The organism is Saccharopolyspora sp. NPDC002376 (assembly GCF_053593195.1).
This window is the reverse complement of sequence record NZ_JBSFBZ010000026.1, coordinates 36,729-53,797: the sequence shown is the minus strand read 5'-3', so window position 1 is coordinate 53,797 and position 17,069 is coordinate 36,729. Positions and strand designations below refer to the sequence as shown.

12 protein-coding genes are annotated in these 17,069 nt (G+C 68.5%); 7 read left to right on the top strand and 5 right to left on the bottom strand.

The window, feature by feature from the left end:
• Positions 1–44 precede the first annotated feature (44 nt).
• Positions 45–1,265, bottom strand: coding sequence for a phospholipase D-like domain-containing protein (locus ACWCO2_RS18790; RefSeq protein ID WP_450129011.1), 1,221 nt, complete (start codon positions 1,263–1,265; stop codon positions 45–47).
• Between the two features lie 61 nt (positions 1,266–1,326).
• A complete protein-coding gene (locus ACWCO2_RS18785) occupies positions 1,327–2,622 on the bottom strand; it encodes an MFS transporter (protein WP_450129010.1) in 1,296 nt (431 codons plus the stop codon).
• Between the two features lie 15 nt (positions 2,623–2,637).
• Between ACWCO2_RS18785 and ACWCO2_RS18780 the strand changes: the two genes are divergently transcribed.
• From ACWCO2_RS18780 to ACWCO2_RS18770, 3 genes are read left to right on the top strand one after another with little or no spacing between them, the layout of a single operon-like run.
• Positions 2,638–3,549 carry a DUF6772 family protein gene (locus ACWCO2_RS18780; RefSeq protein ID WP_450129009.1) on the top strand — a complete coding sequence of 304 codons (912 nt, stop codon included), beginning with the start codon at positions 2,638–2,640 and terminating at the stop codon, positions 3,547–3,549.
• Between the two features lie 10 nt (positions 3,550–3,559).
• Positions 3,560–3,895, top strand: coding sequence for a hypothetical protein (locus ACWCO2_RS18775; RefSeq protein WP_450129008.1), 336 nt, complete (start codon positions 3,560–3,562; stop codon positions 3,893–3,895).
• Between the two features lie 31 nt (positions 3,896–3,926).
• Positions 3,927–4,967, top strand: a complete 1,041-nt coding sequence (locus tag ACWCO2_RS18770; RefSeq protein WP_450129007.1) for a LacI family DNA-binding transcriptional regulator — start codon at positions 3,927–3,929, stop codon at positions 4,965–4,967.
• A 95-nt stretch (positions 4,968–5,062) separates the two neighbouring features.
• Here ACWCO2_RS18770 and ACWCO2_RS18765 read toward each other — a convergent pair whose 3' ends face one another.
• The gene (locus ACWCO2_RS18765) at positions 5,063–5,188 is read right to left on the bottom strand and encodes a hypothetical protein (protein WP_450129006.1); all 126 of its coding nucleotides are present in this window, start codon (positions 5,186–5,188) and stop codon (positions 5,063–5,065) included.
• Between the two features lie 45 nt (positions 5,189–5,233).
• Positions 5,234–6,826 carry an FUSC family protein gene (locus ACWCO2_RS18760; protein ID WP_450129005.1) on the bottom strand — a complete coding sequence of 531 codons (1,593 nt, stop codon included), beginning with the start codon at positions 6,824–6,826 and terminating at the stop codon, positions 5,234–5,236.
• Positions 6,827–6,868: 42 nt separating this feature from the next.
• On the opposite strand from ACWCO2_RS18760, the gene ACWCO2_RS18755 reads away from it, so the two are divergent.
• The 4 genes from ACWCO2_RS18755 (at position 6,869) to ACWCO2_RS18740 (ending at position 15,276) form a co-directional block, all read left to right on the top strand.
• Complete coding sequence (locus ACWCO2_RS18755) at positions 6,869–7,360, top strand: MarR family winged helix-turn-helix transcriptional regulator (RefSeq protein ID WP_450129004.1); 492 nt, start codon at positions 6,869–6,871, stop codon at positions 7,358–7,360.
• Positions 7,361–7,527: 167 nt separating this feature from the next.
• Positions 7,528–8,811, top strand: a complete 1,284-nt coding sequence (locus tag ACWCO2_RS18750) for a glycosyltransferase family 87 protein (RefSeq protein ID WP_450129058.1) — start codon at positions 7,528–7,530, stop codon at positions 8,809–8,811.
• 455 nt (positions 8,812–9,266) lie between these two features.
• Positions 9,267–13,832, top strand: a complete 4,566-nt coding sequence (gltB, locus tag ACWCO2_RS18745; protein WP_450129003.1) for a glutamate synthase large subunit — start codon at positions 9,267–9,269, stop codon at positions 13,830–13,832.
• Positions 13,825–15,276, top strand: a complete 1,452-nt coding sequence (locus ACWCO2_RS18740) for a glutamate synthase subunit beta (RefSeq protein ID WP_450129002.1) — start codon at positions 13,825–13,827, stop codon at positions 15,274–15,276. Before gltB ends, ACWCO2_RS18740 begins: the two co-directional genes overlap by 8 nt.
• Positions 15,277–15,782: 506 nt before the next feature.
• Here ACWCO2_RS18740 and ACWCO2_RS18735 read toward each other — a convergent pair.
• Positions 15,783–16,943: a lytic transglycosylase domain-containing protein gene (locus tag ACWCO2_RS18735; RefSeq protein WP_450129001.1), complete on the bottom strand. Its 1,161-nt coding sequence runs from the start codon at positions 16,941–16,943 to the stop codon at positions 15,783–15,785.
• Between the last annotated feature and the right edge of the window lie 126 nt (positions 16,944–17,069).

Genomic DNA, 17,069 nt, shown 5'->3' with positions numbered 1-17,069 from the left:
CCCCGGAGGCCCGGCAATGCGGGTCTCCGGGCAAGCACTCAACCTCACTCGGTCGGTTCAGCCACGCTGAACATTCGGTCGAAGGCGGTCGAGTACGCCTCGACCATGGCGGGCTGGTGCAGGGTGAGGGTGGACTCGTCGTTGCGGCGCAGCGACGTGTGCGTCCAGTTCTGGCTACCGGTGCTCACCCAGCCGGCGGCAGCGCCGTTGCGGCCGTGATCGACCACGACGTACTTGGAGTGGACCTTGCCGGGCAGGGTGGCGTCGCCCTTCAGCGTGCGGACCTCGATGGCGGGCGTGGTATCGAGCAGCGCCTGCCCCTTCGGCTCAACACCGCCGTGGACGATCCGGACCTCGCAACCGTCGTTGGACAGGCGGACGAGCTGTGCCATCGCGGCCAGCCGGCTGTCGTCGATCTCGGACATCCCCACACCGATCCGGGTGGTCGGCGTGCAGTGGACACCTGCCAGCTGCTCTACGACGGGGTCGCCCTCGGGCACCGGTGAGAAGTACACGTCGACCGGGCCGCCGGGCATGCCGGTGTGGATGATTCCCGCCGTGGCGGACGTGCGCTCCTCCGCGGCGAGTTCGGTGAAGTACTGGTCGTACACGCGGTAGAGCTGCGGGTTGCCGTGCAGGACGACGGCGTTGTTCCAGTAGGTCTTCGAGTTGACGTCGGTGAGGTTGGCCGAGGACTGCATCACCACGTTCTGCTGTCCAGCCGTCTCGGAGAACAGCGCGAACTTGTTGTGGTTCCCCTTGGTGCCCAGGCAGGAGGAGGTGTTGCCCTCCGGCGAGACGTTGCTGCACACGTGCAGCCAGGAGGACTGATCCTCATCGGTGCCGAGCTCCTCCCGGATGGCCTGCGCCGGAGGTTTGTCGACCTGCCAGCCGTCGAGCACCATCTGGATCTGGACCCCGCGACGGTGGGCGTCGCCGAGCACCTCGGCGAAGTCGGCTCCCGCCTTGCCGCTCACCACGAAGTGGCCGATCCGGATCCGGGATCCGGCCGGTGCCTGCTTGATGAGCGAGCAGAGCCGGCTCATGATCGCCGTCGGTTCACCGTTCGCGGGTTCGTTGAACACGGCCGCGGTTCGCACGGGTGTTTCCTGGGCGTTCGAGCAAGCCTTCATCGGATCGACGTCCACAGTGGACGAAGGCGCGGTAAGCTCGTCCGGGGTTGCCGCAGCGGCGGAGAAGCCGCCGATTCCAGTGGCTGCGACGGCTAATCCGGTGGACAGACACAACATCTTGATGCGCAACACGCGTACTCCTTGGTGGGTGCGGTTTCGGGGCGGGAAGGGACACCCCTGAATCAATGCGGTCTCATCTGCGAATAGCGACTTCGGAGCGCTGTCCGCGCAAGTGCTCCGGCTCCACGAACAGCAGAGCGCCGAGCGTGGAGAGCAGGCAGAGCGCCACGCACAGCAGGACGATGCTCCAGTACCCGGCGGTCCACTCGCTCAGCTGCGCCCCGACGAGTGGCAGGCAGCCGCCGACCACCGCGCCGACCAGTTCGCGGCTGAAGGTGACTCCGATGTAGCGGTACCGCACGTCGAAGAGCTCGGAGAGCATCGTCGCCTGGGAGGCGAGGGTGAGGTCGTTGCAGAGCGTGAACACGAGGACGAAGGCCGCCCACACCAGCACCGGGGTGCCGGTGTCGAGCATGACGAAGAACGGGTAGAACATCACCGCGCCGGCCACTGAACCGGCGATCATCACCGGACGTCGGCCGAACCGGTCGCACAGCCAGCCCGCGGTGGGCACGGTCACCAGCTTGACCAGATTGGCGATGACGATGCCGCCGAGCCCGATCCACGTCGGTGCGCCGACGTTGTTGGCCAGGTAGGTCAGCGCGTAGACCGACGGCAGGTAGCTGATGACGTTCGGCGCGACGCTGATGAGCATGCCGGTGAGGACCTGGCGGCGGGAGGTCGTCAGCAGGTCGCGCAGCGGAGTGCGGGAGACGCGGTCGTCTTGCTTGGCTTCGTCGAATTCGGGGCTGTCGGAGATCTTCAGGCGGATGAGCAGGCCGGCGACCCCGATGAGGCAGCTGATCAGGAAGGGAATCCGCCAGCCGAAGGCGAGGAACTGCGCCTCGGACATGACCGCGGAGGTCAGGGCGAAGACGCCCGTGGCGATCAGCGCGCCGACCGCGTTGCCGAGCGTCGGGGCGCTCGCGTTCAGGCCGCGCGAGCGGCGGTCAGCGTGCTCGGGCGAGAGCAGCATCGCGCCGGCATACTCGCCGCCCGCGCCGATGCCCTGCAGGACGCGTAGGGCGATGAGCAGGGCGGGCGCGGCGACGCCGATGCTCGCGTAGCTGGGCAGGCAGCCGATCAGCGTTGACGAGGCCGCCATCAGCAACAGCGTCAGGAACAGCATCGTCCGGCGCCCGATGCGGTCGCCCATGATGCCGATGAGCACGCCCCCGACCGGACGCGCGAGGAATCCGACCGCGAAGGTCGCCAGCGAGGACAACGTGGCGGCGAAGCCGTCGCCCGCTGGGAAGAACACGACCGGGAACACGAGCGCGGCCGCGGTCCCGTAGAGGGAGAAGTCGTACCACTCCAGAGCTGTGCCGATCGTCGAAGCGACCGTCGCTCGGCTTATTCGTCGTGTCATCGATGACCTCGCTTGTTGCCCGGGCACGACGTGGAGCTGTCCAAGTTCAACCCGCTCCCTCGCGTCGTCTGCTTCGACAAGTTCGACTCGAGCACGCACGGGTGGACGGAGCTGCTCGGCAACTACGACGGCACCGGAGATCTCGACACCGTCGACGACCACATGTGGGACTTCCGCCCGCCGCAGCTGTCCACGTGCTCGTTCTTCGACGTCGGCACGCACGGCACCTTGAGCGGTAACTACGCGCTCAAGCTCGCCACCCGCCCGCACAAGGGGCACACCGCGGTCGCCATCCGCCGGCTGACGATGGCCGGTCGGGGACTGGTGCAGATCGAGACCCACTTCGCGTTCAAGGCCGAGGCGAACGTCGGCGCGCCGCGGCAGGCAGCGCAAGGGGTGAGCTGGGACGGCAACCGCCACCCCTCGGAGGCGGAGTTCGGCGCGTTCACCGTGGCGACCGACATCTGCTCGGACGGGGGGGTGCGCTACCACAACGTCGCGCGCTACCAGAACACCGACCTGGACAACGAGATGACGAACCGGTGGATGTATCCCACCGTGCCCGAGCCGACCCCGCGGGATCACTTCGAGGGCAAGTTCGCGCTGCCCTACGCCAGCGACTTCACCGCACCGGACCCGAACGACTGGCGCTACTTCGGCGAGCCCCTCGAGCTGTGCGTCAACGAGGTGCCGACCAAGATCAACTGGCACTACCTGCGCTGGCAGATCGACACCGAATCCAGGACCAACGTCGAGCTGCAGATCAACGACCGGGTCATGGACATGCGCGACGTCCCGGTCCCGGTGTACCCGGATCGGTACCGGACGCTGGACAACCTGCTGAACTTCTACTTCTCGGTGCGAACCCACGCCGACGTCCGGAACTTCCTGTTCCTGGACTCGGTCCTCATCTCGGCGGACTGGTGACATGCTCACGATGCGATCGACGACGACGGCGGTTCTGGAGCGCAAGGCGAAGGTGCGCACGTCGTTCACCACGGAACCCTACGAACTGCCTTGGGCGAGCGAAGCGCGCTTCTTCGTGCACGCGCTCGAATTCGACGGCGCCGATACGGGTTTGGAGTTCACCACGCAGATCTCGCCGGACGGCCTGCACTGGTGCGACCTCGACGACGTCGAGCACCGGGTGGACTCGGTCGGCGTCACCAGCTGGCTGGTCACCGGGTTCGGGCAGTGGCTGCGGCTAAGCTGTCGCGTAGTCGGCCCGGAGCCCGCTGCGACGGTGCGGATCTACCTGGTCGGCAAGAGCTGATCAGCGGACACCGTTAGGCGTTGGGGAGTTCATGGTTCGTTCGCGTCGCGTGACGCTGCAGGACGTTGCTGACGAGGTCGGTCTGTCGGTCAACACGATCTCGCGGGCGCTGGCGGGCAAGAGCCAGGTCAGCGAACGGACCCGCAACGCCATCCGAGCCGAGGCCGACCGGCTCGGCTATGTCCCGAACAGCCACGCCCGTTCGCTCGTGTCCGGCCGCACGATGGTCATCGGCCTGGTCATCACCAACCCGTCCAACCCGTTCTACGCCGCGCTGATCTCGGCCGTGGAGCAGCGCTGCCGCAAGTCCGGCTATTCGGTGCTGCTGGTGGTCACCGAGGAGTCGGAGGAGAACGAGGAGGGCGCGGTCCAGCAACTGATGACCTACGGCGTCGACGGGGTCATCGGGATTCCGGTGCAGGACAAGGGGGACAGCTGGTCCCGGCTGGCGACCGCGAAGATTCCCGTGGTCTTCGTCAGCCGGGACATCCCCGAGTTCGGCTTCGACTTCGTGGGCATCGACGCCGGGGCCGGCGTCGCGGACGCGGTCGAGCGGTTCTCCGCAGGAATCGACCGGGCGTGGCTGTTCGAGGAAGACCTGCGGATCAGCACGACGGAGGCGCGGATCGCCGGGTTCCGACGCGCGCTGGACTCCGCGGACATCGACCAACAGCGCTCGCTGGTGATCAAGGTGCAGACCCGGCGCACGGCGGGCGCAAGCCTGCCGTGGCGACCGGACGACGCCCACCAGATGGCGGCGAACCTGATCACCGCGCAGAACCACCCGGACCTCATCGTCGCGGGCAATGACTACTTCGCGCTGGGCATCCTCAAAGCCCTGCGGGAATGCGGCCTGACCGTGCCGGACGACGTGCTGGTCGTCGGCTACGGCGACCACCCGTTCGCGGCGTACCTGGAACCGGCCTTGACCACGCTCCGGCTGCCCGCCGAGGAAGTGGGCGCGACCGCCGTGGATTACCTCTTCGAGCGCATCGCCGATCCGGCAGGCCGGCGGAAGACCCAGTTGCTCCGCCCCGAGCTGATGGAGCGCGATTCAACCCGGCGTCCGTGACCCGCTCAGGTCCGCCGGGTTGTTCGACGACTGTCACCGGGCTGATCAATTAGCCAGTGGCGTCCCCAGGCGGGCGGGGCTTCGTCGGTGGGAGCTCACTCGGACTGGCTCTGCGGGGCCCTCGGGGAGGCGATCCGGTCGAAGTGGTCGGCGAGCCGACGTCGGCTGGCGGTGTCGCCGAAGCCGCGGCGCAGCAGCGGAGCGAAGGCGTCGCGCAGCACGAGCCGGGTGATCAGGCGTTGCGCATTGACGGAAACGTGTTCAGGTCACTTCGCGGCGGCGGTGTCCTGCTTGCGAGCAACGGTGGCGGCGAGGAGTTCGTAGGCCTGGTGCTCGGTGTCGAGGACTTCCCGGGTGCGGGGGTTTCGGTGCCAGATCTCGCCGTCGGCGACCGCGTGGGCGTTCCGGAGGGTGAAGACCGCGCGCGTGAGGCGGGCGCGGGCGTCGTCCACAGTGGACTCCTCCGCCTCGTACAGGTGCTGTTGGGCTTCGCGGCATTCGGCGAGGGCCGCGTTCAGGCGGCGGTTGGACTGGCGGTTGATCAGGGTCAGGCTCACCGCCGCTGCGATCAACGCGCCGAGGACCGTCGTGGAGATGCGCTCGACGATCAGCTCGTTGTGCGTCGTCGGGTTGCTCAGCGAGGCCAGGCCGAGGGCCAGGGGAGTGACGAACACCAGGCCCAGCGCGTAGTTGGACTGGACGAACAGCTCGGCGATCAGTTGGCAGACGACCACCAGGACCATGATCGCCAGCGGGCTTGGGTGGAAGCCGAACATGGCGAACGCGACCACCGCCCCGGCGAGGGTGCCGGTCATGCGCTGGACCGTGCGGTGCCAGGTGGCCGTGGCGTTGGTCGACTGCAGGACCGCGCTGGCCGACACGACCGCCCAGTAGGCGTGGTCGAGGCCCACCGCGATGGTGATCAGCCCGGCGAGCAGGCAGGCGATCAGCATCCGTCCGGCGTTCGGCAGGAACGGGGAGATCCGGGACCGCAGTGTCGGTTGGGACTGCGATCGGGGGGTGTGCAGTTTCGACTGGAACTGCGGCTCCGGGATCCGGCTGCGGTGGAGCTTGCGGGCGAGGTCTCGGAGGTGGTCCGCCTCGGCGGGGTGGTGGAGCAGGTGCTCGGCGTCGGCCAGGTGTGCGCGGAGAGAAGCGACGGCGCGCCCGTTGCCGCGCAGGGTCGTTGACGCCCGGTGCACCGCGAGGTGCGCGCGGTGGCGGGTGGCCGGGTTCGGTGTTTCGAGGTGATCGGCGACCGCGACGAGCGCGCGAGCAGTGGCGATGCGGTGCGGGCCGGTCGGGTGCAGGAGGTTGCCGAGCAGGCTCAACGCCACGGAGAACGCAGCGGATACCGCCATGACACCCATGTGCGGGCCGATGGCCGACAAGTCGTGGGCGGAGTAGGCGGCGGCGCCGGCCGCGAAGACGAACATCAGGCCGCCGGGTGGGCCGAAGCCCAGCACGTCGGAGGCCAGCTTGCCCAGCGTCGCGATCGCCGTGAGCACCAGGACCCCGATGAGTTCGTTGCCGGTGGCGGCGGCGATCATCGATGCTGTGGCCACGCTCACGACCAGGCCCAGCGCGATGAGCGGGAGCAGGCGCGCCCGCCGGGACCAGGTGTCGATCCGGCAGTACAACGAGGTGAACGCGCCGAACGCGGCGAAGGGCACCAGATCCAGGCGTCCGATCGTCGCCAGCAGGGCGATCGGGGCGCCGAACGACAGCCCGATCCTCAGCGCTGGGACCGTCACACCCCCGACAACTCGGGTGAACCGCAGTGCGTCGCGGACGCGCAGGGTTCGGCGCAGGCGGGATAAGGCGGATTCGGGCTCGGCGTGGTCGGGGAGAACGTTCACTAGTAAAATATTACCAGATGGTTTACTCGTGAAGGAGTCACGTTGGACGACGCGGTCGGACGGATCTGCGCGCAGTGGCGCGAGCAGCGGCCGGACCTCGACGTGTCCCCGGTCGACGTGATCGGCCGGGTGCGACGGCTCGGTGCGCTGACCAACCACCTCACCGACGCGGCGTTCGCCGAGGTGGGCGTGTCGCGGATGGAGTTCGAGGTGCTCAGCGCGCTGCGCCGGGCCGGGGGAGGGCTGCGGCCCAGCCAGCTCACCAAGGAGACGCTGTCCTCCGGGGCGGCCACCACCAAGCGCCTCGCCCGGCTGGAGGCAGAAGGGCTGATCAGTCGCACCGCCTCCCAGCGCGACCGCCGGGAGATCGACGTGCACCTCACCGAGCGCGGTCGGGAACTGATCGACTGGCTGTTCCCGGAGCAGCTCGAGCGGGAGCGGCAGATGCTCGAGCCGTTGGACGACGACGAGCGCGAGCAGTTGACGGCGCTGCTGATCAAGCTGCTGGGATCGCTCGACGGGAAGGTGTGGTGACCGGCGGTTCCCGGCGAGCCGTCTCCTGGGGCGAACGTTCGGTGCGATAGAGTTTTCCGGTTCTGCAACGGGAATTTCCCGCGACCTGGCGAACGCGGCGTGATCGACCGATCACGCATCGGTGATCGACGTCGGTCGCCCGATCGAGAGGACCCAGTTTGGCCACGGTGCAGTTCAAGTCCGGCCATCCTGCGCTTGACCTCGGTGAACTTCCAGACCGCCTGCGCGACTTCGTGACGCGGCGTTCGCGCGCCATCATCGCGGTGTCGGTGCCGCTGCTGGTCGTGTCCTTCGTGCTGCTGCTCGTCATGCGCAGAGCCGGGCTGGACCACAACTCGGCCATCGACTACCAGGTCTACCGGTGGGCGGTGCACACCTGGCTGTCCGGCGGCGACATCATGAACAGCGCCCCGACGGTCAGCATCGGGCGCGTCCTGCCCTGGGTGTACCCGCCGTTCGCGCTGATACCGCTGCTGCCGTTCGCGCTGCTGCCGTTCGTCGCCGGGTTGGCCGCGCTGTACGTGGTCGACATGCTCGCCATCGGCGCGGCGCTGTACCTGGTCACGCGGCACCTATGGCCGGCCGTCGAGCGGCGCGGCGCGTTCGCCGTGGCGATTGCGGTGCTGCCCTGGACGCTGTTCCTGGAGCCGGTCTACGCCTCGTTCGGGCTCGGCCAGATCAACATCGCGCTGATGGGTCTGGTCATCGTCGACTGCCTGACGCCAAATCCGCGCTGGCCGCGCGGTCTGCTGATCGGCATCGCCGCGGCGATCAAGCTGACGCCTGCCGCTTTCCTGCTGTTCCTCCTGTTCCGCAAGGAGTTCCGCGCTGCGGTGACCGCCGTGGTGACTGCCGCTTTTGGCACCTTGGTGGGTTTCGCGCTGAACTACCAGGCTTCGGTGGAGTACTGGTTCGGCAAGGGCCCGGCGCACGGCGTGAGCGGATCCGCCTTCCACACCAACCAGTCGATCATGGGTGGACTGGCCCGCCTGGAGCTGGCGCCGTCGGTGCAGAACGGGCTGTGGCTGCTGCTTTCGCTGGCTTGCGCGGCGGTGGTGGCCTACGCGGTTCGCCGCACCGAACCGGCGCTGGCGGTGGTGGCCAACGGGCTGCTCGCGCTGCTGGTCTCGCCGACGTCGTGGTCGGACCACTGGGTGTGGTGCGCCCCTGCTCTGCTGGTGATGCTCGGCTACTCCGTTCGGCTGCGCAGCGTTGGCTGGTTCGCCATCACCGTGCTGAGCTCGGTGACCGTGCTGGCGGCCGTGTTCAAATCGTTGCCCGCCGGTCCGCCGTGGACTCCGCTGGAGCACTTCTTCGGCAATCCGTACCTGTTGCTCGGATTGCTGCTGTTGGCACTGCTCGGTCTGTTCGTCCGGAATCGCACGATCGCGAGCGCTCCCGAGGATCCCTCGGCGCTCGTCGGTGACGAGGTCCGGCCGGAGTCCCGCTGAGGTCTTGAGCTTCCGGAAAGCGGCTGGATCACCAGCCGTTTTCCGGAATGCGAAGCCATTGGGCAATCGGGTGAATTCGCCTCGACGGCCTGTGAAAATGCCCGTTCTGAAACGAATCCGAGGCCGCCGCGCGACGCTTCGCCGTTGCCGCAAGCAGATCGTGAACAACGCCACTTGTGGCGCTCGGCAGTCGCGTATGGATAGTGTCGTAGTGCAGAATCCCCTGCACTCGCAGGGATGTGACAGCGTCGTCCCAGCTCCTGGGAGTCGCGAAACTTTCGCTTAATTTCGCGTTACTTGACGGTAGCCTTCAGCGCACTCGAAATGTAGAGTTCCTCAAACTGACCAAGAGTGCAATGGCGCATCCTTTTGTCAGTGCCCCCAAAGGTTCTTGCGGCTCCGCCGTGGGTCAGTCATGCCCGGATGCGGATCGCGGCCTGGCGACGGGAGGTACGATGCCCCTTTCTCACCATGCAAGAAGCTTGGCGCAACGCAGCGCCGCCGCCGATGGTCTTTACGACCCGGCCAACGAACACGACGCGTGCGGTGTTGCTTTCGTCGCCGACCTGCAGGGTCGGCAGAGCCACGAACTCGTGGAAAAAGCGCTGACCACGCTGCGCAACCTGGAACACCGCGGCGCCAAGGGCGCCGACCCGGACACCGGTGACGGTGTCGGTCTGCTGACCCAGGTCCCGGACGCGTTCTTTCGCGCCGAAGTGCCCTTCGACCTGCCCGAACGCGGTGGTTACGCGGTCGGCACGGCGTTCCTGCCCGCCGAGCCCGAAGCCGCGGCGCAGGCAGCTGAGACCATCGAGCGGATCGTGGCCGAAGAGGGCTTGCGACTGCTCGGCTGGCGCGACCTGCCGGTCGCACCCGACTGCGCCGGCACCTCGGCGCGCGAGACGATGCCGAGCTTCCGGCAGCTCTTCGTCGCGCCGGTTTCCCTCGTCGACGGCGCCGATGATCCGCTTCGCCTGGAACGGCTCGCGTTCTGCGTGCGCAAGCGGGCCGAGCACGAAGTCGAGGTCTACTTCCCGAGCCTGTCGGCACGCACCATCGTCTACAAGGGGATGCTGACCGAGGCCCAGCTCGGCGCGTTCTACCCGGACCTCGGTGACGAGCGGTTCGCCAGCGCGATCGGCCTGGTGCACAGCCGGTTCTCCACGAACACGTTCCCGTCGTGGCCGCTGGCGCATCCGTACCGGTTCATCGCGCACAACGGCGAGATCAACACGCTCAGGGGAAACCGCAACTGGATGCGGACCCGCGAGAGCATGCTGGCCACCGACCTGATTCCCGGTGACCTGCAGCGGTTGTACCCGATCGCCACCCCGGACGGCAGCGACTCGGCGACCTTCGACGAGGTGCTGGAACTGCTGCACCTGGGCGGACGCAGCCTGCCGCACGCGGTGCTGATGATGATCCCGGAGGCGTGGGAGAACCACGCCGAGATGGACCCGGCCCGCCGGGCGTTCTACGAGTTCCACAACTACCTGATGGAACCCTGGGACGGCCCGGCGCTGGTCGCGTTCACCGACGGCACCCAGATCGGCGCGGTGCTCGACCGCAACGGTCTGCGCCCGGGGCGCTACTGGGTGACCGAGGACGGACTGGTCGTGCTGGCCAGCGAGGTCGGCGTGCTGGAGGTCGAGCCGGACAAGGTCGTCCGCAAGGGCCGCCTGCAGCCGGGCCGGATGTTCCTGGTCGACACCGTAGCCGGCCGCATCATCGACGACGACGAGATCAAGGGCGAGCTCGCCGCCGAGTACCCGTACCAGGAGTGGCTGGACGAGGGCGTGGTGCGCCTGGCGGACCTGCCGGACCGCGAGCGGGAACTGCCCTCGCACGACTCGCTGGTGCACCGCCAGCAGGTCTTCGGCTACACGCAGGAAGAACTCGGCGTGCTGCTCAAGCCGATGGCCACCAACGGCGCCGAACCCATCGGTTCGATGGGCAACGACGTGCCCTTCGCCGCGTTCTCCGAACGCCCGCGGCAGCTGTTCGACTACTTCACCCAGCTGTTCGCGCAGGTCACCAACCCGCCGCTGGACGCGATCCGGGAAGAGCTGGTCACCTCGCTGGGCACGCACGTCGGGCCGGAGCACAACCTGCTCGACCACGACCCGGCGGCTTGCCGGAACCTGGCACTGCCGTTCCCGGTGCTGGACAACGACCAGCTCGCCAAGATCGTGCACCTCGACGACGACGGTGACCGGCCGGGCCTGAAACCCGCGGTGGTGTCGATGACCTACCACGTCGCGGGTGGTGGCGAAGCGCTGCGCAACCGGCTCGACGAGATCTGCGAGGAGGTTTCGGCCGCCGTCGTGGATGGTGCGCACGTGCTGGTGCTCTCCGACCGCACCGCGGACGCCGAGCACGCGCCGATCCCGTCGCTGCTGGCCACGGGTGCGGTGCACCACCACCTGGTGCGGGAGAAGAACCGCACCCAGGTGGGCTTGATCGTCGAAGCCGGTGACGTCCGTGAAGTGCACCATGTCGCTCTTCTCATCGGTTACGGGGCCGCTGCCGTTAACCCGTATGTGGCGATGGCCACCGTTGAAGATCTCGTCGGTACCGGCGTGATCCAGGGCGTGGACGCCAAGCAGGCCACCGACAACCTGATCAAGGCGCTGGGCAAGGGCGTTCGCAAGACGATGTCCAAGATGGGAGTGTCCACCGTGGCCTCCTACACCGGTGCGCAGATCTTCGAGGCGATCGGGCTCGGCGAAGAGGTCGTGCAGCAGTGCTTCACCGGCACGACTTCGCGCCTCGGCGGCGTCGGATTCGACGTGCTGGCGCAGGAAGTCGCCGACCGGCACCGGCGCGCCTACCCGTCCGACGGGGTGCGGGCGCCGCACCGGACGCTGCAGGTCGGCGGCGAGCACCAGTGGCGGCGCGAAGGTGAGCCGCACCTGTTCAACCCGACCACGGTGTTCAAGCTCCAGCACTCCACCCGCAGCGGTCGCTACGAGGTGTTCAAGGAGTACACCAAGGCGGTCGACGACCAGTCCCGCGAGCTGATGACCCTGCGCGGGTTGTTCAAGTTCCGCGAGGGCGCGCGCAAGCCGGTGCCGATCGAGCAGGTCGAACCGGTGTCGTCCATCGTCAAGCGGTTCGCCACCGGCGCCATCTCCTACGGGTCGATCTCGCAGGAGATGCACGAGGTGCTGGCGATCGCGATGAACCGGTTGGGCGGCAAGTCCAACACCGGTGAGGGCGGCGAGGACGCCGAGCGGTTCACCCCGGACGCCAACGGCGATTCGCGGCGCTCGGCGATCAAGCAGGTCGCTTCCGGCCGGTTCGGCGTGACCAGCGAGTACCTGGTCAACTCCGACGATGTCCAGATCAAGATGGCGCAGGGTGCCAAGCCCGGCGAAGGTGGCCAGCTGCCCGGGCACAAGGTGTACCCGTGGGTGGCCAAGACCCGGCACTCGACGCCGGGTGTGGGGCTGATTTCGCCGCCGCCGCACCACGACATCTACTCGATCGAAGATCTGGCGCAGCTGATCCACGACCTGAAGAACGCCAACCCCAGGGCGCGGATCCACGTCAAGCTGGTGTCCGAAGTGGGCGTTGGCACGGTCGCGGCGGGTGTGTCGAAGGCGCACGCGGACGTGGTGCTGATCTCCGGTCACGACGGCGGAACTGGCGCTTCGCCGCTGTCGTCCATCAAGCACGCTGGTGGTCCCTGGGAGCTCGGGCTGGCCGAGACGCAGCAGACGCTGCTGGCCAACGACCTGCGCGACCGGATCGTGGTGCAGACCGACGGGCAGCTCAAGACCGGGCGCGACGTGGTGATCGCGGCGCTGCTCGGCGCCGAGGAGTACGGCTTCGCCACCGCTCCGCTGGTGGTCTCGGGCTGCATCATGATGCGGGTCTGCCACCTCGACACCTGCCCGGTGGGCGTGGCCACGCAGAACCCGCAGCTGCGCGCGAAGTTCACCGGCAAGGCCGAGCACGTGGTGAACTTCTTCGAGTTCGTCGCCCAGGAAGTCCGGGAATACCTGGCAGCACTGGGTTTCCGGAGCCTCGACGAAGCGATCGGGCAGGCCGACTTGCTGGACACCTCGGAGGCCGTGCGGCACTGGAAGACCCAGGGCCTGGACCTCACGCCGATCACGCACGTGCCGGAACTGCCGGAGGGCACCGCGCGTCACCAGGTCGTCGAGCAGGACCACGGGCTGGAGAAGGCACTGGACAACACGCTGATCCAGCTGTGCGAAGGCGCGCTGAAGGAATGCCGGCCGGTTCGGCTGGACATCCCGGTGCGCAACGTCAACCGCACCGTCGGCACCATGCTCGGCTCCGAACTGACCCGGCGGTGGGGCGGCGAAGGCCTGCCGGACGACACCATCGACGTGACGTTCACCGGCTCGGCCGGGCAGTCCTTCGGGGCGTTCGTTCCGCGCGGCATCACCATGCGATTGCTGGGCGATGCCAACGACTACGTCGGCAAGGGTCTCTCCGGTGGCCGGATCGTGGTCCGGCCGGACACCTCGGCGCCGTTCGCGGCCGAGCAGAACATCATCGCCGGCAACGTGCTGCTCTACGGCGCGACCAGCGGTGAGCTGTTCGTGCGCGGTGTGGTCGGCGAGCGGTTCGCGGTGCGCAACTCCGGCGCCGTCGCGGTCGTGGAAGGCATCGGTGACCACGGTTGCGAGTACATGACCGGCGGTCGTGTGGTGATCCTCGGGCGGACCGGGCGCAACTTCGCGGCCGGCATGTCCGGCGGCATAGCCTACGTGCTCGACCACGATCCCGCGCGGATCAACCCGGAGATGGTCGACTTGGACCCGCTGGACGACATCGACCGCGAGTTCCTGCACGACCGGATCCGACGGCACTACGAGCAGACCGAATCGGCGGTGGCCCGCCAGCTGCTGGTCGACTGGGACACCTCGGTCGAGCGGTTCGGCAAGGTCATGCCGCGCGACTTCAAGCGGGTGCTCGCGGCGCGCAGCGCTGCCGAACGCGACGGCCGCGACGTCAACGAGGCGATCATGGAGGCGGCTCATGGCTGATCCCAAGGGATTCATGACGACGCCGCGGGAAACGCCGCAGCGTCGCCCGGTGGACGTGCGCATCAAGGACTGGCGCGAGGTCTACCTGGAGTTCGAGCAGCCGAAGTTGCAGAAGCAGGCCGGTCGCTGCATGGACTGCGGCATCCCGTTCTGCCACCAGGGCTGCCCGCTGGGCAACCTGATCCCGGAGTGGAACGACCTGGTCTGGCGCGACGACTGGCAGGAAGCCGCCGAGCGCCTGCACGCCACCAACAACTTCCCGGAGTTCACCGGGACGTTGTGCCCCGCCCCGTGCGAGGCGGCGTGCGTGGTCGGCATCAACAGCGACCCGGTGAGCATCAAGCAGGTCGAGATCAGCATCGTCGACAAGGCTTGGGACGCCGGGTGGATCCGTCCGCAGCTGCCGCGTGCGGCGACCGGCAAGAAGGTCGCTGTGATCGGCTCCGGGCCGGCCGGGCTCGCTGCGGCTCAGCAGCTGACCCGGGTGGGGCACAGCGTGGTGGTCTACGAGCGGGCTGACCGCGTCGGCGGACTGCTGCGCTACGGCATCCCCGAGTTCAAGATGGAGAAGCAGCGGCTGGACCGCCGTCTCGGACAAATGCGCGCCGAGGGCGTGGAGTTCCGCACCGGCGTGAACGTCGGCGTGGACATCACGGTGGAACAGCTGCACGCCGACTACGACGCGGTGGTGCTCGCGGGCGGCTCGACCCAGGCCCGCGACCTGCCGGTCCCGGGGCGTTCCCTGGACGGCGTGCACCAGGCGATGGAGTACCTGCCGCTGGCCAACAAGGTGCAGGAAGGCGACCTCCAGCGCTCGCCGATCCATGCCGAGGGCAAGCACGTGGTGGTCATCGGCGGCGGCGACACCGGAGCGGACTGCGTCGGCACGGCCCACCGCCAGGGCGCGGCATCGGTGACGCAACTGGAGATCATGCCGGTCCCGCCGAACTCGCGCCCGGACGCGAACCCGTGGCCGACCTACCCGATGATCTACCGGGTCTCCTCAGCCCACGAGGAAGGCGGCGAACGCCTCTTCTCGGTGAGCACCCAGGAAATGCTCGGCGACGATTCGGGCCACGTCCGAGCCCTCCGCCTGGTGGAGGTCCGCCGCACGGACCCCGGCTTCGAACCGGTCCCGGGCACGGAACGTGAGATCCCGGCTCAGCTGGTCCTCCTCGCGATGGGCTTCACCGGCCCAGAACGAGAAGGCCTCCTGACCGACCTCGGCGTGGACCTCGACCCCCGCGGCAACGTGGCCCGGGACGAGAACTTCATGACCACAGTGGACGGATTCTTCGCAGCAGGAGACATCGGCCGAGGCCAGTCCCTGATCGTCTGGGCAATCGCCGAAGGCCGCTCAGCAGCCGCCGGCGTGGACGCCTACCTGGCGAACCGGAACGTCCTCCCAACCCCAATCGCCCCAACAGACCGCCCCATCGGGTAACCGGTCCGTGGTGAAGGGCGCCTTCGAGTCGGCTCGATGGCGTCCTTTCACGTCGGGGGAGGTTGAGGAGGTGGGGGTTGGTCGCTTCGGTTCGCCAGTAGTGGGCGGGTTTTCGACGAGGTGGCGGCTGGTCAGGTCCAGGAGGCCCGAGGTGCGGTGCTCCGAGCACGGCCGCCGCTGCTCCGCAGCGCAGCCGCACGCCGGATGGCTTCGCCGCTGCACGTAGTCTGCGTCGTTCCGGCGCGTCGCCGGTGCGCACGATGGCGAGCTCGTGGCCGTCCCACACGATGTCCGTGCAGCCGTCCGGGAGGACCCGCAGTTCCCGGCCCCATCCGGCGGAGCCCTGCCAACGACGCCCGACGGCAGTGGAAACGTGCGGGGCCGGCGGCGACTCCCAGTAGCTGGACGTGGGGCAACCGGGCATGCCGACCGCGGCTGCCCAACTGCGCAGCGGAACTCCCATCGGCCCAGTATCACCCAGGATCGCTGCCGACCGACCGCGAACGCTACGCGGGAGGTGGGGCGGTCGGCGTGGGCTCCGGGGTTGTGGAGTTGGGCGGTAGTGGTGGCTGCTCCGCGCTTGGCGGGGGTTCGCTCGGGGGCGGTTCTTCCGTCGAGGGCGGAGGTTCTGAGGGCGGTGGTGGCTGCTCCGACGACGGTGGCGGCGGTGTGCTGCTCGGCGGTGGGTTGTTGTTGCCCGGCGGGGGCGGGTTCTGGCCCTGCGGCGGGGGAGCGGGCGCAGGGGCCGGTGGGCGGGACGGAGCCGGGCCTGGCCCTGCTCCGGCGGCGGGGGGCGCGTTGGGTGGAGGTGGGGCGTCGGGCGGGAAGCCCGGTGCGAAGGCGAGGAGCGAAGTGTCCTGCGGGATGCTCGTGTCGTTGGGGGTCGGCATGACGCCGCGGGCGTACGCGTCTGCCCAGGAGAGCACGTTGCGGACGTAGGTCTCCGAGTGGTTGTAGCGGAAGATCGCCGCAGCCAGCTGGGTTCGGTCGCGCAGGTTGCCGCCGCCGCTGCAGAGGTACCGGCCCGAAGCCAGGGTTGCGTCGAAGACGTTGTGCGGGTCGCGGGCGCCGTCCGCGTTTCCGTCGGCCGCGTGGTTTCGCCAGGTGGACGGGATGAACTGCATCGGGCCGACCGCGCGGTCCCACACCACGTCGCCGTCCAGGGTTCCGCCGTCGGTGTCGCTGATCGCCGCGATTCCCGGCCCGCCGTTCAGTCGGGGCCCCAGGATCGGCGACAGGGTCTTGCCGTTGGTGTCCACCCGGCCGGAGCGCGCGTGGTGGGACTCGATGCGGCCGATCCCGGCCAGCACCGACCAGTGCAGACCGCAGCCCGGAGTGGTGCTGGCCAACGTCCGGTCGGCGCGCTGGTAGGCCGCCAAGACCGTGCCCGGGATGCCGAGCTGGCCGGTCGGCCCCAGGTCCGCGGGTTCGGCGCGGTCGGCCAGGTGCTGCTCGGTGCGGACCTCGTCCAGGAATTCCGGGCTGAGCTCCTCCTCGGCGGGAAGCTCGCCGTTGATCGCCATGTCCGGCGGCAGTTGCGGTGCTGCGCGGGCGTGTTCGACGTCCTGTATCAGGGCATCGCCGCTCAACGCCAGCGCTGGGATCAGCGCCACGAGCAGACCGGTCGTCACTGCGGTGAACCGCTCACCGCGGTTGAACTGGCCCAAACCCGGTCACCTCCACGTAACTCGGCGCTTGAGCTTGCCCGATGGTGATCTCGTTGTGAACCACCAGAAGTGGTCGAGAAGACGAACATTGGGAGGCCGCGAGGTTGTGCCGAAGGGGCGCATAGA

Bases quoted from the DNA above. Each gene is read 5' to 3' on its own strand.
- ACWCO2_RS18740 (WP_450129002.1), top strand. From the start codon at position 13,825: ATGGCTGATCCCAAGGGATTCATGACGACGCCGCGGGAAACGCCGCAG.
- ACWCO2_RS18775 (WP_450129008.1), top strand. From the start codon at position 3,560: ATGCGATCGACGACGACGGCGGTTCTGGAGCGCAAGGCGAAGGTGCGC.
- gltB (WP_450129003.1), top strand. From the start codon at position 9,267: ATGCCCCTTTCTCACCATGCAAGAAGCTTGGCGCAACGCAGCGCCGCC.
- ACWCO2_RS18785 (WP_450129010.1), bottom strand. From the start codon at position 2,622: ATGACACGACGAATAAGCCGAGCGACGGTCGCTTCGACGATCGGCACA.
- ACWCO2_RS18770 (WP_450129007.1), top strand. From the start codon at position 3,927: ATGGTTCGTTCGCGTCGCGTGACGCTGCAGGACGTTGCTGACGAGGTC.